Here is a 20,336-nt window from a genome sequence, read left to right as displayed (position 1 = left end):
AAAATATTTTACATAATTCTTTTAAACATTTTTTCTATTTCGGTCTTAGAAATTTCAACCATTATTGGTCTTCCATGAGGACACGTAAATGGATTCTCACAATTTTCTAATTGTTCCAATAAGCTTTTTATCTCAATATCATATATTTTATCGTTTGCTTTTATTGCAGATCTACATGCCATTGATGCAAATCTCTCACCTTTTAAATCATAATTACTTGTAATCTCATCTATATTATCAATTATTTGAAGTATAAACTTTTCAGTTTCTGGAATTCCAAATATAGTTGGAACACATCTTATCATTACATGATTGTTGCCAAAAACTTCTAATTCAAAACCAAATTTCATAAATAACTCTAAATTATTTTCAATTTGAAGCATGTCTACATTTGATACTTCAAGAATTACTGGGTCTAAAAGTATTTGCATATTGATATCTTGTCTATAGAACTTATCCATATATCTCTCATACAAAACTCTTTCATGTGCAGCATGTTGGTCTAGCAAATACATAGAATCATCTTTACTTAGGATTATATAAGTATTAAATACAACCCCAATTACAGAATATCCATATAAGGAAAATTTACGTTTTGAATTAGTTAAATACTCCTCTTCGCTGTCTTTAATACTTTTTTCTAAATAATGACTGTCTTCATTTTTAGAACTATCAATTTGTTTAGGCCCATCAACTTGAAATTCTTCTTGTATATTGTCATTTACAACCTCTTCTCCTAAATAACCCGTATTTTTTAATTCATTTTCTATATTTGCATTTAAAACTTCACTTACAGAAGGAAATTCATCTATTAGTTTTTCACTTGATAAACTTACAACTTCAATAAATTCATCTTTCTCTTTAGTTGTATTATTATTTTTTGAATTAGCTTCAACGAAATTATTATTTTTAAATTCATAATCTATACTTTTTTCTCTATTATTAATAGCAATTCGAGGCTGCGTTTTCTTATCATTATACGTAGCATACTTTCCAATAAGGTTAGAATGTATTAATTTAACTTTTAAAAAATCTCTTAGTTCTATATACACTTCTTGTTCTTTTTCAAATTTAACTTCAAGCTTATTAGGATGTATATTTACATCAATACATGCTGGTTCTACTTCTATATTTAAGAAACAAACAGCATGTTTACCTATTGGAATTATAGATTTATAACTTTCAGTTATTGCATCTATAATTATTTTACTTTTTACAAACCTTTTATTTATATAGATATGTTGCAAATTTTTATTGGAACGATAGATGTTATTATTTCCTATATATCCATCAATTTTAAAGTGATTGCATTTAAATTCTATATTTATTAGGTTTTCTGTTATTTCTTTTCCATATATACTCCTAATAGTATTTATAAGCTTTCCATCACCTGGAGTATTTAACATTTGTTTATTATTATTTGTATATTTAAATTGGACATTAGGATTGCCTATTGCAAGCTTATTTATCAAATCACTTATGTTTATAGTTTCTGCATGAGTAGATTTTAAAAATTTCTGTCTTGCTGGTGTATTAAAGAAAATCTCTTTTATAATGATTGTTGTACCATTAGTAGAACCAATTGGCTCCTTTGAGACTATTTTTCCACCTTCTACAAATATTTTCGTTCCAACCATTTCATCCTTGGTCTTAGTAATCATTTCTAATTTTGATATAGCTGAAATAGATGCTAATGCTTCTCCTCTAAATCCAAGAGAGTACAAATCATATAAATCATCAATTTTTTTTATCTTACTAGTAGCATGTCTTAAAAAGGATTTCTCAACTTCACTTGAAGGTATTCCTATTCCATTATCTGTGATTTTAATTAAAGTTTTTCCTCCATCAATGATATCTATAGAAATCTTATTTGCACCTGCATCAATAGAATTCTCAATTAATTCTTTTAATGCAGAAGATGGTCTTTCTACTACTTCTCCAGCTGCTATTTTATTTATAGTCAAATCATCTAGGATGTTAATTATATTTTTCATTTTTACACCTCTAAGATTTTATTTCTTTTGCTTTTTTTTGAAGACTGTAAAGAGAATTTATAGCATCTAATGGAGTCATATTTAAAATATCTAAGTTTAAAATTTCTTCTGACAATACATCTCTCTTTACACTATCAAAAGATATTTGAGTTAGTGCAACTTCCTTTACAGAATCTTCTTTATTAATTTCTTCTTTACTATCCTTTTTCTTCATTGAACTAACTTCATCGTTTAATGTTTTAAACTTAGAATTTAGTTTATCATAATCCTTTTTCATGTGTTTATAGTCTTTTACTATAAGCTCATGTTCTATTTTTAGAGATTCGTATTTATTTTTAAAATTGCTCTGATTTACCTTAAGCAGTTCTTCATCTAAATCATTATTAATCACAGTAGTTTTTTCTTTATCTCCATTTATTGCGACACTGTTATAAACATGATTTTTTTCCAAATCCTTAAGTATATATTTTGCTCTATCTATGACTTCATCTGGCAATTTAGCTAATTTAGCAACATAGATTCCATAACTCTTATCTGCACCTTGAGGAATTATTTTTCTTAAAAATATTATTCCCTCTCCATCTTCTTTAACTGCTATTGAATAATTTTTAACCTCTTTAAATTCTTCTTCTAAATCAGTAAGTTCATGATAATGTGTTGCAAATAGTGTCTTACATCTAATATTCTTTTGAATATATTCTACTATTGACCATGCTAAACTTATACCATCATAAGTACTGGTTCCACGTCCTATTTCATCTAAAATAACTAAACTTCTTTCGGTAGCATTTTTTAATATAAGAGAGACCTCATTCATCTCTACCATAAAAGTAGACTGACCTTGAGATAAATCATCACTAGCCCCTACTCTTGTAAATATTCTATCTAATATTGGTACATTAGCATATTCTGCTGGAACAAAAGAACCTATATGTGCCATAAGTGCTATTATAGCAGTTTGTCTCATATATGTTGATTTACCAGACATATTAGGACCAGTTATTATGTTAATGATGTTTTCTCCACGATTTAAATATGTATCATTTGGAACGAAATTTTCTTCACCTACTATATTTTCAACAACTGGATGTCTACCATTTCTTATATCAAGTTTATTATTTTCGTTTATCTGTGGTTTTATATAGTTGTTCATGTGAGCAACGGTTGCCAAAGATACGAAAACGTCTATATTAGCTATAATCTTAGCTACTTTTTGTATTCTGTCTATATTTTTATATATAGTATCTCTTATACTTACAAATATCTCATATTCTAGAGATTTAATTTTCTCTTCAGCATGTAGTATCTTTTCTTCTATTTCTTTTAACTCTGGAGTTATATATCTCTCTGCATTACTAAGTGTCTGCTTTCTTATATATGTCTCATCTAGTTTTGCTTGTTTAAAGTTGGCCTTTGTTATTTCTATATAATATCCAAATACTTTATTAAATCCTATTTTTAATGATTTAACTCCTGTTTTTTCTCTTTCTCTATTTTCTATTTCTTTTACAAGAAAAGCACCATTTTTAGAAATATCTCTCAATTCTTTAAGTTCATCACTAAAATCAGATTTAATTATATTCCCATCTTTTATAGTTATTGTAGGTTCTTCCAAAATGGCTTCATCTATTAAACTGTATATATCATCCAACTTGTCCATTTTTGATACATACTCTTTTAATCTATTCGCATTTGATAAGTCTATTGTGTCTTTTAGATTTGGTAATTTTTCTACTGAATTTTTTAAGTGAACTAATTCTTTTGGTGTTACTCTTTCAAATGCTATTTTCCCACATATTCTTTCTATATCATATATATTTTTAAGTATATCGTTTAAGTCTTCTCTTAGTATAAAATCATCTTTTATTTCTTCTATTACATTTAATCTATTTTCAATTTTAGATTTATTTATCAGAGGCTCTTCTACATATTTTCTTAGAAGCCTTCCTCCCATTGCAGTAGATGTTTTATCTAAAACATGTAATAGTGAACCTTTCTTTTTGTTTCCTCTTATAGTCTGAGTAAGTTCTAAATTAGTTCTAGTAAACATATCTAATACCATGTACTCTGATGAATTGTATATATTTATATTGTTAATATTGGATGTTATCTGCTTTTGAGTGTTATATATATAATTTAGAAGAATTGATAAACTCGATTTTATAAGACCCTTATCATCAAACTTTAATTTTTGTAGATAAACATCTGGAAAATATTCTTTTAATATATTTATATCTAAATAGTTGTCACTAAAACTTTCATTTATGTATATGTTGCTTACAGTAGCTATATCTCTAAGTTTTTCTATGAAATTCAAATCATTTACAATTATTTCTGTAGGATGAATTTTTGCAATTTCTTCTATTACTTTATCTTCATTTAGATAAGTTGCATTAGTTTCTCCTGTACTTATATCTACATAAGTTAAACCTATATTGGCATCATCTTTGTATAAAGATAATAAATAATTATTTTTTTTATTTTCAAGTAGATTTCCATCTAGAACTGTTCCAGGAGTAATAACCCTTATGACCTCTCTCCTAACAATTCCTTTTGCAGTAGATGGGTCTTCCATTTGCTCACCTATTGCTACTTTATATCCATTTTCTACTAACTTCGATATATATGAATTGGCTGAGTGAAATGGCACTCCACACATAGGAGCACGTTCTTCTAAACCACAGGCTTTCCCTGTTAATGCTATTTCAAGAGCTTTTGAAGCTACTAATGCATCTTCAAAAAACATTTCATAAAAATCTCCCAATCTAAAAAACAGTATACAATCTTTATACCTATTTTTTACTTCAAGATACTGTTTCATCATAGGAGTTAATTTATTCATATCTATTTGCATTATTAAACCTCCTTCTTTTCTAATTAAATATTATATCATAGTAGATGATTATTATTAACATAATATATAAAATTTTGACGTATAACTAAAAAACAATCCAAAATGCTAATTGCACTTTGGATTGTTAGGTTTAATAATCACTAAGTAAAAACGTATAGAATTTTATAATAAAGATATTATCTCTTTTTTCAGTTTAATAACATTTTCAAGATTATCTTCATTTATATTTCTATTATCTATGATAAATTCTTTTTTTACTATTGATGGTTTTTTTGAGATAACATAGATTCTATTTGATAACATTATAGCTTCATCAATATCATGAGTTATAAGAAGTATCGTTGAATTTACTTTTTTCTTAACATCTAAAAGCCATTTTTGCATAGATGTTTTAGTTAATGAATCGAGTGCACCAAAAGGTTCATCTAAAAGCATTATGTCATTAGAATTTATAAAAGTCCTCAAAAAATTAGCTCTTTGTCTCATACCTCCGGAAAGTTCTGCTGGATATTTATACTCATATCCTTCCAAACCAAAAACCTCAAAATAGTGTTTTACCATAGACCTAGCTTTGCCCTTTTTTTCTTTTTTTAGTACCAGTGGAAGAGATACATTATCTATTATAGTTTTATATGGTAAAAGTAAATCTTTTTGATACATGTAACTATAATTACCATTTATGTTTACCATACCACTATTATAGTCTGTCAATTGAGTTATGATGTTAAAGATAGTACTTTTTCCACATCCGCTTGGCCCCAATATAGAAACAAATTCGCCTTCATAAACATCAATACTTATATCTTTTAAAACATCTACATCTTTATATGTCTTTGATACATTTTCTATAGATATTTTTGCTTTTTTATTGTGGTAAGAATTCATTTGTGTAAGCATCACTTGCCTTCATATCCTTATCTATTAATTTATATTCTTTTAAGAATGATGTATAGTTATTCCATACACTATCTTTCATTTCTCCCCATCTTGGTGCATCATCTTTATATTTACTTGCTAAGTATTCTTGACTCTTTATTGCTAATTTTTCATCTACTTCAGGAGCATGCTTTACTAAAATTTTTGCAGCATCTTCAGGGTTTTTTATTGCATATTCATAACCTTTTGTTGTAGCTTTTAAGAATTTCTTAGCAAGTTCTGGGTTGTCTTTAAGCACAGTATCATTAGAAATTATAAGTGGTGTATAATAGTCTAATCTTTCATCTAAGTCTTTTACTGGTATAAAGTTTAAATCATAATCAATTAAATTAGCTTTAACTACATCCCAACCTTCAAATATCCATGCAAAATCTACAGTTTTCATAGCTGCAAAGAAATCATCTTGACCAGTATTAACTATTTTTAATTTATTAAAGTCAGCTCCATTTTTATTCATAACTGCTTTGAAAACAGCTTCTTCTGATGGAGAACCCCAGCCTCCATAAGTTTTTCCTTCAAAATCTTTTGCTGTAGTTATATTTTTTTCTTTTGGAGATGCAAATCCAGAAGTATTGTGTTGTATAACAGTCGCCACAGCTTTTATTGGAAGTGGGTCTTCACTAGTTTTTGCATAAGTGACTTGCTCTTGATAACTTATACCAAAGTCAGCTTTTCCTGTTGCTACTAAAGTCTCAGCTCCACTTTCAGGTGGTTGTACTATTTCAACATTCAAGCCTTCTTCTTTATAGTAACCTTTATCAAGTGCCACAAATAATCCAGTATGATTCGTATTTGGTGTCCAATCAAGTACAAAAGTCACTTTTTTAGAAGAAGTATCTTTACTATTTTTTTTGTCTTTATCACTATTATTTCCAGAAGAACATCCAGTTATTGTTGCTAATATAAGAGCACTTACTAAACCTAATATTCCTAATTTTTTGAAATTCATAATATCCTCCCTCAAATACATTTAATCTTCTAATCTATGTTTTATAACAACTTTTTTTATAGCTTGTACAATTCCTACAAATATTAAACTAAATATAACTACTAATATAGTAGATGCAAATACTTTATCAAGTGCATATGCACTTTTTGACCTTAGCATATAAACACCAAGACCTTTAGTTCCACCTAACCACTCTGCAACAGTTGCTGCCATTACAGCATAAGTAGCCGATATTTTAAGTCCAGAAAAAAATTTATCCATTGACATAGGAAATTTAAGATGAATAAAAGTATTAATCTTATTTGAATTCATAGTCTTAAACAAATTTAAATAATCTTTATCAATATTCTCAATACCATCTACAAAACTTATTAATATAGGAAAAAAACAAGTAAGCGTTACCATCAATATTTTTGGCATTGTCCCAAAGCCAAACCAAATCATAAAAAGTGGAGCTATTATTATTGTAGGTATCATTTGAGTCACTAACATAATAGGATAAAGACATTTTTTTATTATCAATACAAAATCCATTAATATTCCAATTATTAAAGATATTATTATTGCAACTATAAATCCAAATATTGCTTCCCCTATAGTAACCATGGCATGCATGGATAAATTTTGATAATCTTTAAAAAATACATTAATTATATCTATTGGTGTAGGTAGTATATATTGAGGAACCTTTAAAACTTCTACCACAGATTGCCAAAAAATAAGTATAAACAAAAATGTTGCTATTGGATATATACTATTTTTGACTTTATCTATGATTTCTAAGTTTCTCATCTATAGTTAAACCCCCAGCTTTTTCATCTACTCTAGCTACTGTTATAACTCTTTCACATCCAAGATTAAAAGGGATTTTATGCACTTTTTTTAGGAGTTCAAAAACTTCATCAAAATCACCTTCAACAGTAGTACTCATTGCTCCTATTTCACATTTTAAACCGCTGTTTTCAATTTCTGCTATACAAGCATCTACTACTTTATACATTTCTTCTTCACCTTTGTAAGGTCTTAGTGGCATTACTGCTATGTCTGCAATTACCATTTAAATCACTCCTTTTAAAATAATTAATACCTACTAGGTATATTTTGTTTTTTATTAAAATATTTAATAGATAAAAACATAGTATATTTAAATAAAATAAAAGTCTTATCCAAAATAGGATAAGACTTATTTTTATCTTTACTGGTCTCCCTACACTGGCATTATCCAAACAGGTTCAAAGGGTCGAGATAAAATCTCCTCTCAGCGTATTAGCTCCCCGAAATATATTATATCTTTTCTACTTGATTATACTACACTTATTATATTTTAACAAATTTTTTATTTATATTATATATTTTATCTGTATTAAAATTTACAAAACTATATAATAGTTTATGATTTATTATCTTTATCCTCACTAATTTTTTTAAAATTTCAGTAACCCTCTTTTACTTACTATAACTTTATTCTGTCGATACTATTATTTTTGATATAATAGATTTTTATACACATATATTGATTATCTATACTCTTTTTAATATATTGACCACTTCTTATTGATTAAGTTTGTGTTACTTCATCAATATAATTCAAATAAATTAATAATATAAATTTACAGTTCCTTTTACACAATAAGCTTTATTACATAATTTACTTGTATGTTTTATTTTTAAATGACAAAATAACTTTTATATTTAATTTTTTTAGTTTATATATTGAAAAACAAAACGTTTTCCTGTAATATTATAATCGTAGAATAAAACTAAATAGGCAAAACTAGAGAAATTTAGTGACGCAAAGCTATAGGGACTAACACTTATAAAATAAGTTATGTCAGCCAGTTGCCAAAAAGATATTTTCTTTTTGTTTTTTATGAAAGTTTTTTAGGGGGATAAATAATATATGTTTATGAATAAAGTAGATAGATGTACACATATACTAACTGCCTATATATGCAGTTCATATGATTACTGTAATTTTATAGATACGCAGTTAAACGATTTTATACTAGAGTATGGTGAAAATGTTGTGGAATCTTGTTTACATCAAGTAATGGTATTGGTAAGTAAGTATAATTAAATGGATTTTATTTTCTAGAAAACCCTTTTTAGTTTTATCTACATTTTAAATGTATTGTTAATAGAAAATTGATTAAAAAGAAGATAGCAAATGAAAAAATTTGAATATAAATTTATACAGTTATACGTTCAAGATGGCATTAATAAAAAATTAGCAAGTAAAGGTAAAGCAGAAACACTAGAAGAACTTCTCAATCAATTATGTAGAGAAGTTTTGGAAATTAGTTCATATACATTTAATTGAAGGTTCAATCGTTTTTAAAAGATAAATTTGAACTAGTTTCTAAAAACTTATTTTTATTTAAAAATATCTAATAAAAACCCTTAGAATGTATTTATTTGGATTCTAAAGGCTTTTTTTCTAAGTATAATCCATAAACTAAATTTTAAGACTTATTGTTTTAATACAGATAAATTATATAAAAATGTATTTTTTATTTCTTGTACAGCTTGGATACTAATTTAAATAGTTTTAGATAGATTGTAGCCTAATTTAATATCACAATACAAATTCTTACTTTTAGATATACTCTACTATAGAAATTTTATTTATTTTTGTTTTTCTTACTATCTAACACTACTCCAATAAGTAACCCAAGGGATAAGCCAATAGATAAATTTTTAAATACTGAACCTAAAATAACACCAAAGCATAATCCTAATCCCAAATAACTTATACTTTCATTTTTCATATCTTTTACTCCTTCAAATTCCTATTTATCTATATTATATTAAAATAACCTGTATTAATCAAATCGTACACTAAAGTAGATGTTTTTGTATACACTCACAAGGAATACTAGCATCTAAAGACTTATTTAAAGATATCTAGTAAAAATGCCCTTAAAATCCATTTATTTGGATTTTAAGGGCATTACTTTCATTTAAAATACAATAAAAACTAAATTTAACTGCTGGTTGTTCTTTATACACTAACTGAATATCATATCCTTCACTATTTTTCTTTATTTCAAATTTATCATTCTTTTTAGGTAGTATCTCTAGTACACCATCTTGATACTTAGATTTATCTACTTTTAAGTCTATACCAAAGTCTTTTCCATTTAAACAAGCATATGAGGAAACTTTTTCATCTTTCATAAATACCATCTTAATTCTATTATCATTTTCTATATCTATAAGATTTTTCCATTTATAGCCAACTATATAGTACATCTTTTCAACACTAGTATCATTGCTAAATAAATAAGCTCTGTCCCATTTGAATTTACTTAATGATGACAAATTCACTTCGCTCTTTTTATCATTTAACTCATGTAAATTTATTATCAAATCACCAAAATTTTCTAAACTTTTATCTTCTTCTAGCTTAGTTAACTTTGAATATTTATCTTGTACTTTCCAAGTATTATCATCTTTTTCTAATTCAAATGTTATTTTTGATATACAAGAGTTATGGCTGCCTGGTTGTGTAACTATTACATTTTCACCTTTATTATTTGTATAATCATGTTGTTCAATTTCCTTATGAGTATGGCCCGCTACTATCGCATCAATTCCAGCAACTTCTTTAGCTAGTTCTTGTATTCTATTACCTGGATTTTTAGGCTTTTTAGGTTTTTCTCCACTATGTACTACGGCTAATAGTATATCTGGATTTTCTTTTTCTTTTATTTCCTTCACCCATTTTTTAGCATCTTCTATTATATCATTCATATATAAATCCTGGTATGTAACCATATTTTTTAAATCTCTGGACTTAGCCTTAATTTTATTTCCGTTTTCATCAAAATCCCATCCTTCTCCGACTTCCTTGATTGTAAGACCAAGTATACCAAGCTTAACTTCACCATCTTTTGTTTCAATTGTCTTTATTGTGTAAGGTTTAACATAACTTGAACTGTTACTATTATATGTATTTGCAGATAAAACTTCTATATTTTCACTATTAAATTCATTTATTATTTTATCTAAATTTTTTTTAGAACTAGAAACAAACTCATGATTACCAAGTACTACTGCATCATATTTAACTTCACTCATTTGTCTAACTATAGGTACTTCTTTTTTAATTACTTCATCTTTTTCGTAAGCATCTCGAGCCTCACTAAGATATTGATTCATTGCCCCTAAACCATCTGAATCATAAAAATCTCCTGCATCTACTAATGTTATATTAGAGTCTTTTTTTCTTTCTTCGTTTATTTTTTCAGCTATGTTATATGTAACTTCTCCATGTAAGTCTGTAGTTGCTAATATATTGATTTTAGTGGTTTTCTCCTCCTTAAGATTAGTACACCCTGTAAATATCATTGAAATTGAGATTAAACATAAACTTAATACTTTGCCTTTATTTTTAAAATTCATTTTATCCCCCCTATAAAACTAAATATACATAAAGTATAGCAGTTATTTATTTCAAATTTATTAAAAATATCTTACAATTAAAAGACTTATTAGTTCCCTAGAAACTTATTACTTTATCTTAGTATATTTTTGAAATTTATGAGGAATTAAATCATATGCTATTATAAAAAAATTAAGTATCAAAATAAGTATTAATAATCTAGATAAAAAACCTAAAGGTATTCCTTTATAATTTGTAAAAATTGGCGCAACAAATATACTTGAAAGATATATAACTAAATAGTATATAAAACGATAAATACTTCTTTTCACTCTATATATGGTATTACATTTTTTACATCTAAGTTTTCCTGTAAATATATTTTTAAATCTATCTATAATAGTAAAAGTATAACTGCACTCTAAACAATTTTTCATAATAAGTCTCCTTTTTATTCTATTGTACCAAAGATATTAGTGAATTTTATAATGAAAAGGTTATAATCCAACTAATCTCTAAAGACATATTTGAAATTTGTTTTGATACAATAAAAAAGCTCCAAAATAATTAAACTTATAGAAGCTTTTTAAATAAAATATTTATTTAATATACATTATCTAAGCGTGATTGAAACAATTTTTACATTTTCTGTAACAACTTCTTGAGTTAGTCTTTTCTTTATCCTTGCAATTTTTACTCTTTGACCTATTGCTTTGAAATCAAGTTCTTTCATCCTATGTACTTCTCCTTCATTATTAGTATTCTATAACATTATAACCTTTCAAAAAGTGTATTATAATAAATTATTAAATTAATTTATATATTAGTTGAAAACTTTTTAATCTACAGTTATAGTAAAAGATTTTTCTTTCCCTGTATTTACTGGCATTGGAGCCTCTAAAGAATGTTTAACTGGATTTGATGCAATTGAATCAAATTTAAAATATGTAATCAATGAGAATAAACATAAAATTATTGCCATTAAAATACCTGTTCTATTTTTTTCATTAAACATATTAGATACTCTTTTTTTATATCTGATTTCTTATGTAATCTGGCTACAAATTTATTTGAAGAATTTAAATCTTTTTTCATTGCATTTATAACAGTCAAAGCATACTCTTTTTTATCTTCTATACTACGATTTTTTAAAACTCTTTCATCACAATAAAGTTCACAATCTAAATCTATAATCTTATCCATAATGTACATAAAAGGATTAAACCAATATACTATTTTTAAAAATAATACTAGATATTTAATACAAAGGTCTTTACTCTTAAAATGCATCAGCTCATGTCTAAATATCCATTCCAGTTCTTTTAGTGTATAATCATATGGTGGTAAAAGAATACATGAATTAAAAAATGAGGGTGTTTCAACTTCATGAGAATATTTAATTTGTATATTTTTGTTTATATTAAGTTCTTTTAATAAATTACTATAAAGATTGTTTATGTATTTGTCATCAACCTCATAAGACAAATCATCTATCAGATTTTTAAGTTTAATATATTTCCATAAAGTAGAAATCAAATAAAATATTGTAATAGTAGCCCAAACAGAAACTAAAATCATAGTACACAAAGTAGAAAGATTGTTAAAACCTTCTAGATTTACCTTATTAATATTCTCTTGATATTTAAATTCATTAAATGCAAAAGTATAATATGTAAATGGTAACAATAGCTTAATAATAACAATAAACCATATATAGTAGTTAAATCTTCTACTAAAAATTTTAAAAATAGTCATTCTAAAAACTAATAATAGAACCGTAAATAAACTACTTACTAAAACTGTCCTAAGAAAATCGTTTAGAATCGAAAGCATAAATTTTCACCACCCTTATTCTAGAGTGAATTGCGGAATATTTGAAAAACAAACAACACTCTAAAAATATGAACAGAACTATGGCTCTTTTAATACAAAGAACCATTTGTTGATTTAATTATTGATGAATGTCAGTCTCAATATGGAGCGAAGTACGATGAAGAGTTTCCTGAAATTATGATATATTCCTTACCTACTCCATTTTATATTAACCGCCCAATAAATCATGAACTTATGAAAAAAACTATCATTAAGGGTCTAAAAAAACTTGAATCCGTTGGGGCAAACTTTATTGCGATGCCATGCAACTCAGCTCATATATATTTTAAAGAATTGAAAGAATCAATAAGTATTCCATTATTAAATATTGTAGAAGAAACTGTTAAAGATTTACCTTCTACTCCACAAAAAGTAACTCTACTTTCAACAAGTTCAACATTTGAATCTAAAATTTATCAAAAAGGGATAACAGATGCTGGTCATAAATTTATATTTAAAGATGAATGGCAAAAAAAGATAAATGCTCTTATCCAAAATATAAAAGCAGATAAGAATAATCCACAAAATATCAATATTTTGAATGAACTTCTAGAAAGTGTAAAATTTGAATCTATTGGAAATATAGTAATTGCTTGCACTGATTTAAATGTTGTCTTAGAAAAGATACAACCATCAATTAATATTATTGATTCGTCAAAATGTTTAGCAGAGTCAGTTATTAGGAAATATTTAGAATTAGAAAAATAGAATTCACTCTATTTTTAATTCATAAATATTTTAGATAAAGTATTCATAAAAAAGTAAAGTGGTAAGATTATCTTACCACTTTACTTTTTTATGAATACTGAATTTTTTATTTTTGATGATGATTCTAAAGTAAAATTCACCTTAAATGAGATTGTAAAAATAAAAAAATGAATGTCAGTTAAAGTAAAAATATATTTTTCAATTGAATGTCAAAAAACTATTTTATAATAACTTAGTTTAAACATTGCTAAAATTAAATACTTTAATATTTGTTAATACTTGTTAATATATATTTATTGATTTATTATATAATAATATAGATATTACTATATATTGAATTAGATAAATATAATTATATATATATTGTTATTGTCGGAATTTAATTCTATATTTTTTAATAATATTATTTTAGGAGGAAAAAATGATAAACAATATTAAAAATAAATTTAAAGATTACAAACCATATATAAACGGTTATGAAAATATGAAAAGAGCATCTGTATTAATTCCAATAGTAGAAATAAATAACATACATCATATATTATTTGAAGTTCGCTCAAAAAATTTAAAGCATCAACCCAATGAAATTTCTTTTCCAGGTGGAAAAATAGAGTCTAACGAAACTCCTTATGAAGCCGTTATTAGAGAGACATGTGAGGAACTTGGAACTTTTAATGACAATATAGAAGTTATAGCAAGTCTTGACTTACTTATAACGCCTGTAAAATTTATAATACATCCCTATTTAGGATATATAAAGAACATCAATAATTTAAATATAAATAAGGGTGAAGTTGACCATACTTTTTTGGTACCTATAAAATATCTTTTAGAAAATCCTCCAAATACCTATAATAATACAGTCAAAGTTTTTCCTGATGAAAATCTTCCATATGGTTCAATTCCAAATCAAAAAGATTATAAATTTGAAAGTGGAAGTTATCCTGTTCTATTTTATAAATATAAAGATTATGTAATTTGGGGAATAACAGCAAAGATATTAGAAAATTTTTTAAATTTCTTATCAGAATAATACTTGTATTCAAATACTCAAATTTTTATATACGAAGTTTTTAAAATTTTCTAAATTTAAAATTCTAAAAAAGATATGAAATTATATTTTATACTTGATTATTGTTCAATTATTATTACACAATTTTTGATACAATTTCAAGCTAAGCACTATTTATTAATATCACACTATAAATAAATTATAGTATGATAATATATCTAATAAGATTAAGATATGAAATAAATGATTTTAATGTATGTTTATGGTAAAATATTAATAAACAAGTAAACTGATAAATCAGAGTATATGGAGGTGCTTATAATGTTTGCAGTAGGATTCACAGTTATAATTGCAATTGCCTCTTTCATTTTAAGTATATTGTTATTTAATGGAAAAGCAAGTATGTTATTAGCAGGTTATAATACTATGAGTGATAAAGAAAAAGCTCGATATGATGTAAAAAAACTATGTAGAAGTTCTAGTATTGTTACTTTTATTGTATCTATAATGTTATTTATCATGTCATTTTTGGGATATAGAGTAGAGAGTGGACAAATGGATGAAAAAAAAATGCTTCCATTTGCTGTAATATTTATAATAGTTATACTTGCTAGTGTGCTTTTCAACATCTATTACTCTAATAAGAAATGTAAAAAATAAAAATTAGTAAGTAGCAGTTAATTGTGAAAGATTGACTGCTTTTTTATGTCTATTAGATATTTTAGCATTTAAAAAGCTCTATAAAAAATAACATATATAAACTTATAATGGTATAGTTGCCTTTCCTGCATGCCCATAGTCTATTATATAATATTTTAGTATATATAAAGAAATACTAAATATAGTTAGGTAAGCTTTGATAAAATAGAATAAAAAATAGATGTACAATTAATTTACATCCTATATCAAATTTATTTTTATTTATAATAGAAACTGAAATTAGCATAATATATATGATATGTTCTTAAAATTAAAAAATTTAATATATTTTGTTTTATAGTACATCTATTTCAATTGGTTTACATAATTTTATTATTTTATACAGTATTAATCATTTACTAGTACACCATTCAATGAAAATGTTCTAGGTTCAGTGATTTTAACCATAACTAATTTTCCAATTAAATCATCACTTCCACCTTCAAAATTTACAAGTTTATTTTGTCTAGTTCTACCAGCAAATTTATTTTCATTATTTTTGCTTCTTCCTTCGACCAAAACTTCAACTACTCTATTTTTATATTCATCATTTATCTCTGCTGAGATTCTATTTACTGCTTCTAATACTCTATTAAATCTTTCATGTTTTATTTCTTCTGGTATCTGATTTTCCATTTTAGCAGCAGGAGTTCCCTGTCTCTTAGAATAAATAAATGTAAATGCTGAATCATATCTAACTTTTTCAACCACATCTAGAGTATCTTCTAAATCTTCTTCTGTTTCTCCTGGAAAACCTATCATTAAGTCTGTTGAAAAAGCAATATCTGGAACTTCTTTTTTAGCCTTTTCTATTATTTCTAGATAATATTCCTTTGTATAATGTCGATTCATTTTTTTTAGAAGACTACTACTTCCACATTGTATTGGTAAATGTAAAAATTCACACACCTTGTCACAATCTCTAATTGCATATATCACCTCATCAGATATGTCTTTAGGATGAGATGTCATAAATCTAACTCTTTCAATTCCCTCTATATCATTAACTTTTCTTAAAAGTTCTGAGAATGCAACTGGATTTTCAAGTGTTTTTCCATACGAGTCTACATTTTGTCCAAGCAAAGTTATTTCTTTTGTTCCATTTGAAACAAGCTCTTTTATCTCGTTAATTATATCTTCAGGTATTCTACTTCTTTCTCTTCCTCTTGTATATGGAACTATACAATAGGTACAGAAATTATTGCATCCATACATTATATTTACAAATGCTTTTAATTCAAATTTTCTATTACTTCTAAGACCTTCTATTACTTCTCCATCTACATCCCATACATCTACTAACATCTTGTCAGAATTTATTGATTCTGTAAGTAATTGTGGAAATTTATATAGATTATGTGTTCCAAATACAAGGTCTACATGTTTGTATTTTTTTCTTAGTTCTTCTACAACATGTGGTTGTTGCATCATACATCCACACACAGCTATTTTCATGTTTGGATTTTTTCCTTTTAGATGCTTTAACTGACCTAAATTTCCATACACTTTTAGCTCTGCATTTTCTCTTACTGCACATGTGTTATATATTATTAGATCACTTTCTTCAACTATCATTGACATTTGGTATCCCATTTCTTCTAACATTGAACAAAGTTTTTCTGAATCATGTTCATTCATTTGACATCCAAAGGTTTGAGTAAACACGAGTTTTCTCTTTCCTGTTCTGTTGAAGTACTCTTCATTTTGTCTGTGTATTTGTTCTATATATTTATCTTGTTCTTGTATTTTCTCTATAGGTATTGTTACTTGTTTTCTTTTACTCACGTCTATTCCTCCTAGTTAATTTCTTATATTACACATAACCTTAATTATATCAAATAAGAAAAATCTTTTAAAGGTATTATTAAAGTTTTAAGTATAATAAAAGACAGCTCAATGCTGTCCTTGATTATACTTTACTTTTATATAAAAATAGATTTTAAATCAATCCATTTACAATTCTACAAAATATATTTCTATTGATATCTAATAATGTACTCAGTTTATACTATACAAGTATATTAAATTAATCTTATTTAAGAAAACGAAATAATTATAATGTCTTTATAAAATAAACTTTTTATCATATCAAATAGATTTTAAATAAAATATTATAAATCATATATCTAATCAAATTTTAACTTTGGTAACTAACCCTTCTTATTGATAAATTAACAATCTTGAATAAAAATATTCCTGCAACTAAATTTATTAAAACAGTTGGTAATACTATTGTTAAGAATAAAGCTGCAAAAGAAGCTCCTGGAAGACCAACTATAGCTTGAGCAGCTAACAAAAAGATTGCTCCACTCACAAGTGTTCCTATTGGCATTATAATTGAAACTACTATAGTATCCTGTGTTTTTTTGGATAAGTTTTTTATAAAAGGCATTCTATAGCTAACATATATTAATAAAAATACTATATTTGCTGTAAGGGTTTTATCTATTATATTAGGAACTTGACCTCCTGGGAAACTTGATGTAAGCGCTGTAAATATACCTGTTACTATTCCTGCTATTAAGCAAGTTTTATAGTCATCTCTATTTAAAACTAATATTACAAATAACATTGTTAGTGGTATATCTGGTTTCATTGGTAATCCTATAGCAGGTGTAATTTGATGTATTAGTAATCCTATTGCTAAAAGTATTGCATTTAAAGTTAGTTTTTTTGTATTTGTTTTCATTTCTGTATTTCCTCCTAATTTTTTAATTTTTAATTTATTTTTTTGCCAGTCTTCTAAATCATCCTCTTTAGCTTTAGAAATTCATAACATCTATTTCACCACCTTCTACATATCGAATTTTTCGTAAAATAAAAAAACTCCGTCCTAAATTAATAGGACGGAGATTATCCGCGTTGCCACCTAAATTATATAAAAATTTAATATAAAACTCAATTTTTATATATCTCATTATCAGGTACTTACATACCCTATTCGCTATAACGTGCGACTGACGATAAAGTCTACTCTCAAAAATATGATTTTGATTTACTCCTCTAAGGCCCATTCATCAAATTTTTTCTTGCCAAGATTCCACCATCCTTAGCTCTCTATATTGAACCTAAATTTAACTACTCTTCCTTGTCATAGGATTTAATTTATTATATATTGTTTTACCATTGAAATAATGATATTACTTTTCCTAAAAAATGTCAATATATTTTTATAATTTTTTAAATATACCTCTTCTAAAACTATTTTCTAAAAAATAATACTAATAAAAATCAATACTAATTTCTTTCTTAAAATTTTATACCTAATTCAAACTTTTTAAATTTTATTTTCAATAATTTAATTCATTTTCCTATCATTTATCTAGCTCTTTTATGTAATTTTTGAATTATTCTTAATAAAACTCTACTAATTCTATTTTTATATTTTAATAAAATCTTTTCTTCTTTCTTTTAATGAATATTACTATTACTATAGCTATAATGATAAATATCACTATTACTAACAATATCAACTTTGATATTATACTGTGTCTTTTTATATTTCTGTTACTATGTTTATTTCTAATTCCACTTCTATACTTTCTATTACTTGTACTTCGTTTTTTTAGTTTTATTTTACTTTTATTTGACCTACTACTTCTATGTCTTTTTCTAGATTTAATAGTCCTAAACTTAGCATTACTAGATGTATAGTTCGTTTGTGTTGAGTAAACGGATGTACTAAAATCGTTAATAATTTCAGCTTCTACTTGAAGTGGATTTACAATACTGATTAACAGTAAAAAACATATGATTACCCTAATCAATTTTTTCTTTTTTTTCATTTCTTTTCCCCTCATAAAAAATTTATATCTATTTTATTATAATATATACTCACTCAAAAACTACAAATTTTTTCAAATTTCTAATTTATTTTATATTAGATATATTTTTTTATTAAAAATACTTCTAATAATATTAGAAAAATATTAAAATTTGACTATATTTTTTATATGTTTTTTCACCCTTATTCTTCATCCAACTAGAACAGTAGGACTTGCACAAATAGAAGTAAGTAATAAATTCCTTTTTTACACTTCTCAATCAACAGAGGAATGTTCAACAATACTATACTGTCATTAACATTAGATTCAAAACTAAAATTTTACAATTCAGATATCTCTTCAACAATCTCTTTGACAGACTTATTAGAAACATTAATTTTAGTTGTTGCTAATCTTTCATACAATGGTAAATAGTTGACACTTCTTTCTATTACATCAGTAAAACGCAAACCTTCATCTACATCTCTCTTCAACCTTTTTCTCAGTACAGTTTCATCACAAATTAAAGAAATCTTTATTATTCTATAATCCGATATATCTAGACAAGATATAATAGTATCAATAATACTTTGTTCATGCATTACCCAACAGAAAATAATATTCTCAAAAGCACTACATTTTATAAAGTTATTCAACAATGAACAAATATTTGAAAGAACCATTTTTTTCGTTTCACCAGTAATTTGAAATGGATGCATATCCCAACACCAATCACCATCAAGAAAAACACTATTTTTCAAGATTAATTTTAGAGACTGGCATACTGTTGTTTTGCCTACTCCCATTGTACCACCAATAATATAAATATTTTTCATTCATTTCACCTTTCAAAGTTCAATTTATTTGTTAGTCATATTTTATCACATCAACATATAAAAATCATACTTTAACATCTATCATATTATTCACACCATATACAATTGCTTTGTTGTCTTTAGTTATCTTATATTCATTCCCAAATGGCTTAAGTAGAAAATTAAACTTATAAATCATTTTTTATCACTTAAATTCTTGAAATAATTAAATTAAACTTTATACATTTATTAATTTGTAGCATAATCCATATTCATGCTTTTTTTTATCAAAATTCCATGATACAATAATACTGCTAGATAATAGTAGTTTAATATAGAACTAATATAT

At 25.5% G+C, this 20,336-nt stretch carries 19 protein-coding genes, 1 pseudogene, 2 riboswitches and 1 other annotated feature; of the genes and pseudogenes, 4 read left to right on the top strand and 16 right to left on the bottom strand.

Going from position 1 to position 20,336, the window contains the following annotated elements:
- Nucleotides 1-8 precede the first annotated feature (8 nt).
- From mutL to KGF46_RS05970, 6 genes are all read right to left on the bottom strand, one after another.
- Nucleotides 9-1,994, bottom strand: coding sequence for a DNA mismatch repair endonuclease MutL (mutL, locus tag KGF46_RS05995; protein ID WP_227828007.1), 1,986 nt, complete (start codon nucleotides 1,992-1,994; stop codon nucleotides 9-11).
- Nucleotides 1,995-2,004: 10 nt separating this feature from the next.
- Nucleotides 2,005-4,848 carry a DNA mismatch repair protein MutS gene (mutS, locus tag KGF46_RS05990; protein ID WP_227828006.1) on the bottom strand — a complete coding sequence of 948 codons (2,844 nt, stop codon included), beginning with the start codon at nucleotides 4,846-4,848 and terminating at the stop codon, nucleotides 2,005-2,007.
- A 162-nt stretch (nucleotides 4,849-5,010) separates the two neighbouring features.
- The gene (locus KGF46_RS05985; protein WP_227828005.1) at nucleotides 5,011-5,745 is read right to left on the bottom strand and encodes an ABC transporter ATP-binding protein; all 735 of its coding nucleotides are present in this window, start codon (nucleotides 5,743-5,745) and stop codon (nucleotides 5,011-5,013) included.
- Nucleotides 5,714-6,733 carry an ABC transporter substrate-binding protein gene (locus tag KGF46_RS05980; RefSeq protein WP_227840155.1) on the bottom strand — a complete coding sequence of 340 codons (1,020 nt, stop codon included), beginning with the start codon at nucleotides 6,731-6,733 and terminating at the stop codon, nucleotides 5,714-5,716. Before KGF46_RS05980 ends, KGF46_RS05985 begins: the two co-directional genes overlap by 32 nt.
- Before the next feature lie 21 nt (nucleotides 6,734-6,754).
- Entirely contained in the window at nucleotides 6,755-7,525 is a 771-nt protein-coding gene (locus KGF46_RS05975) for an ABC transporter permease (protein ID WP_227828003.1), read from the bottom strand.
- Nucleotides 7,500-7,790 (bottom strand): MTH1187 family thiamine-binding protein, encoded by a 291-nt coding sequence (locus tag KGF46_RS05970; RefSeq protein ID WP_227828002.1) that lies wholly within the window; start codon nucleotides 7,788-7,790, stop codon nucleotides 7,500-7,502. The genes KGF46_RS05975 and KGF46_RS05970 overlap by 26 nt, the downstream gene beginning before the upstream one ends.
- 130 nt (nucleotides 7,791-7,920) lie before the next feature.
- A riboswitch (TPP riboswitch) is annotated at nucleotides 7,921-8,020 on the bottom strand.
- A 470-nt stretch (nucleotides 8,021-8,490) separates the two neighbouring features.
- A riboswitch (cyclic di-GMP riboswitch) is annotated at nucleotides 8,491-8,580 on the top strand.
- A gap of 53 nt (nucleotides 8,581-8,633) precedes the next feature.
- Here KGF46_RS05970 and KGF46_RS05965 point away from each other — a divergent pair.
- Nucleotides 8,634-8,810: a hypothetical protein gene (locus KGF46_RS05965; protein ID WP_227828001.1), complete on the top strand. Its 177-nt coding sequence runs from the start codon at nucleotides 8,634-8,636 to the stop codon at nucleotides 8,808-8,810.
- A gap of 544 nt (nucleotides 8,811-9,354) precedes the next feature.
- Here the strand turns inward: KGF46_RS05965 and KGF46_RS05960 are convergent.
- From KGF46_RS05960 to KGF46_RS05935, 6 genes and pseudogenes are all read right to left on the bottom strand, one after another.
- Nucleotides 9,355-9,501 (bottom strand): hypothetical protein, encoded by a 147-nt coding sequence (locus tag KGF46_RS05960; protein WP_227828000.1) that lies wholly within the window; start codon nucleotides 9,499-9,501, stop codon nucleotides 9,355-9,357.
- A gap of 151 nt (nucleotides 9,502-9,652) precedes the next feature.
- On the bottom strand, nucleotides 9,653-11,137 hold the full coding sequence (locus KGF46_RS05955; RefSeq protein ID WP_227861367.1) for a metallophosphoesterase: 1,485 nt from the start codon (nucleotides 11,135-11,137) through the stop codon (nucleotides 9,653-9,655).
- 108 nt (nucleotides 11,138-11,245) lie between these two features.
- The gene (locus tag KGF46_RS05950) at nucleotides 11,246-11,554 is read right to left on the bottom strand and encodes a hypothetical protein (RefSeq protein WP_227861365.1); all 309 of its coding nucleotides are present in this window, start codon (nucleotides 11,552-11,554) and stop codon (nucleotides 11,246-11,248) included.
- A 197-nt stretch (nucleotides 11,555-11,751) separates the two neighbouring features.
- A pseudogene (locus tag KGF46_RS05945) lies at nucleotides 11,752-11,850 on the bottom strand (XRE family transcriptional regulator); the annotation flags it as partial.
- 105 nt (nucleotides 11,851-11,955) lie between these two features.
- Nucleotides 11,956-12,132 carry a hypothetical protein gene (locus tag KGF46_RS05940; RefSeq protein WP_227827997.1) on the bottom strand — a complete coding sequence of 59 codons (177 nt, stop codon included), beginning with the start codon at nucleotides 12,130-12,132 and terminating at the stop codon, nucleotides 11,956-11,958.
- On the bottom strand, nucleotides 12,099-12,950 hold the full coding sequence (locus KGF46_RS05935; protein WP_227827996.1) for a M56 family metallopeptidase: 852 nt from the start codon (nucleotides 12,948-12,950) through the stop codon (nucleotides 12,099-12,101). Before KGF46_RS05935 ends, KGF46_RS05940 begins: the two co-directional genes overlap by 34 nt.
- Nucleotides 12,951-13,067: 117 nt before the next feature.
- On the opposite strand from KGF46_RS05935, the gene KGF46_RS05930 reads away from it, so the two are divergent.
- The 3 genes from KGF46_RS05930 to KGF46_RS05920 all read left to right on the top strand — a co-directional run bounded on the left by KGF46_RS05930 (nucleotide 13,068) and on the right by KGF46_RS05920 (nucleotide 15,369).
- Nucleotides 13,068-13,697 (top strand): amino acid racemase, encoded by a 630-nt coding sequence (locus tag KGF46_RS05930; protein ID WP_227861384.1) that lies wholly within the window; start codon nucleotides 13,068-13,070, stop codon nucleotides 13,695-13,697.
- Between the two features lie 421 nt (nucleotides 13,698-14,118).
- The gene (locus KGF46_RS05925) at nucleotides 14,119-14,730 is read left to right on the top strand and encodes an NUDIX hydrolase (protein WP_227841444.1); all 612 of its coding nucleotides are present in this window, start codon (nucleotides 14,119-14,121) and stop codon (nucleotides 14,728-14,730) included.
- 300 nt (nucleotides 14,731-15,030) lie between these two features.
- Nucleotides 15,031-15,369: a DUF3784 domain-containing protein gene (locus KGF46_RS05920; RefSeq protein WP_227827994.1), complete on the top strand. Its 339-nt coding sequence runs from the start codon at nucleotides 15,031-15,033 to the stop codon at nucleotides 15,367-15,369.
- Between the two features lie 387 nt (nucleotides 15,370-15,756).
- On the opposite strand, the gene miaB is transcribed toward KGF46_RS05920, so the two are convergent.
- The 4 genes from miaB to KGF46_RS05900 form a co-directional block, all read right to left on the bottom strand.
- Nucleotides 15,757-17,193 carry a tRNA (N6-isopentenyl adenosine(37)-C2)-methylthiotransferase MiaB gene (gene miaB / locus KGF46_RS05915; protein ID WP_227827993.1) on the bottom strand — a complete coding sequence of 479 codons (1,437 nt, stop codon included), beginning with the start codon at nucleotides 17,191-17,193 and terminating at the stop codon, nucleotides 15,757-15,759.
- A gap of 352 nt (nucleotides 17,194-17,545) precedes the next feature.
- Entirely contained in the window at nucleotides 17,546-18,097 is a 552-nt protein-coding gene (locus tag KGF46_RS05910) for a tryptophan transporter (RefSeq protein ID WP_227827992.1), read from the bottom strand.
- 150 nt (nucleotides 18,098-18,247) lie between these two features.
- Nucleotides 18,248-18,512, bottom strand: a binding site (T-box leader).
- 282 nt (nucleotides 18,513-18,794) lie between these two features.
- Nucleotides 18,795-19,193, bottom strand: coding sequence for a hypothetical protein (locus KGF46_RS05905; protein WP_227850333.1), 399 nt, complete (start codon nucleotides 19,191-19,193; stop codon nucleotides 18,795-18,797).
- A gap of 320 nt (nucleotides 19,194-19,513) precedes the next feature.
- Nucleotides 19,514-20,008: an AAA family ATPase gene (locus KGF46_RS05900; protein ID WP_227827990.1), complete on the bottom strand. Its 495-nt coding sequence runs from the start codon at nucleotides 20,006-20,008 to the stop codon at nucleotides 19,514-19,516.
- Nucleotides 20,009-20,336: the final 328 nt, after the last annotated feature.

This window comes from Clostridioides sp. ZZV14-6153, assembly GCF_020657855.1.
GTDB lineage: Bacteria > Bacillota > Clostridia > Peptostreptococcales > Peptostreptococcaceae > Clostridioides.
The sequence above is the reverse complement of the archived record's forward strand: the minus strand, read 5'-3'. Positions and strand labels throughout refer to the sequence as shown.

Excerpts from the sequence above, each read along its gene's own strand:
- mutL (WP_227828007.1), bottom strand. The coding sequence starts at position 1,994 with ATGAAAAATATAATTAACATCCTAGATGATTTGACTATAAATAAAATA.
- mutS (WP_227828006.1), bottom strand. The coding sequence starts at position 4,848 with ATGCAAATAGATATGAATAAATTAACTCCTATGATGAAACAGTATCTT.
- KGF46_RS05985 (WP_227828005.1), bottom strand. The coding sequence starts at position 5,745 with ATGCTTACACAAATGAATTCTTACCACAATAAAAAAGCAAAAATATCT.
- KGF46_RS05980 (WP_227840155.1), bottom strand. The coding sequence starts at position 6,733 with ATGAATTTCAAAAAATTAGGAATATTAGGTTTAGTAAGTGCTCTTATA.
- KGF46_RS05975 (WP_227828003.1), bottom strand. The coding sequence starts at position 7,525 with ATGAGAAACTTAGAAATCATAGATAAAGTCAAAAATAGTATATATCCA.
- KGF46_RS05970 (WP_227828002.1), bottom strand. The coding sequence starts at position 7,790 with ATGGTAATTGCAGACATAGCAGTAATGCCACTAAGACCTTACAAAGGT.
- KGF46_RS05965 (WP_227828001.1), top strand. The coding sequence starts at position 8,634 with ATGTTTATGAATAAAGTAGATAGATGTACACATATACTAACTGCCTAT.
- KGF46_RS05960 (WP_227828000.1), bottom strand. The coding sequence starts at position 9,501 with ATGAAAAATGAAAGTATAAGTTATTTGGGATTAGGATTATGCTTTGGT.
- KGF46_RS05955 (WP_227861367.1), bottom strand. The coding sequence starts at position 11,137 with ATGAATTTTAAAAATAAAGGCAAAGTATTAAGTTTATGTTTAATCTCA.
- KGF46_RS05950 (WP_227861365.1), bottom strand. The coding sequence starts at position 11,554 with ATGAAAAATTGTTTAGAGTGCAGTTATACTTTTACTATTATAGATAGA.
- KGF46_RS05940 (WP_227827997.1), bottom strand. The coding sequence starts at position 12,132 with ATGTTTAATGAAAAAAATAGAACAGGTATTTTAATGGCAATAATTTTA.
- KGF46_RS05935 (WP_227827996.1), bottom strand. The coding sequence starts at position 12,950 with ATGCTTTCGATTCTAAACGATTTTCTTAGGACAGTTTTAGTAAGTAGT.
- KGF46_RS05925 (WP_227841444.1), top strand. The coding sequence starts at position 14,119 with ATGATAAACAATATTAAAAATAAATTTAAAGATTACAAACCATATATA.
- KGF46_RS05920 (WP_227827994.1), top strand. The coding sequence starts at position 15,031 with ATGTTTGCAGTAGGATTCACAGTTATAATTGCAATTGCCTCTTTCATT.
- KGF46_RS05910 (WP_227827992.1), bottom strand. The coding sequence starts at position 18,097 with ATGAAAACAAATACAAAAAAACTAACTTTAAATGCAATACTTTTAGCA.
- KGF46_RS05905 (WP_227850333.1), bottom strand. The coding sequence starts at position 19,193 with ATGAAAAAAAAGAAAAAATTGATTAGGGTAATCATATGTTTTTTACTG.
- KGF46_RS05900 (WP_227827990.1), bottom strand. The coding sequence starts at position 20,008 with ATGAAAAATATTTATATTATTGGTGGTACAATGGGAGTAGGCAAAACA.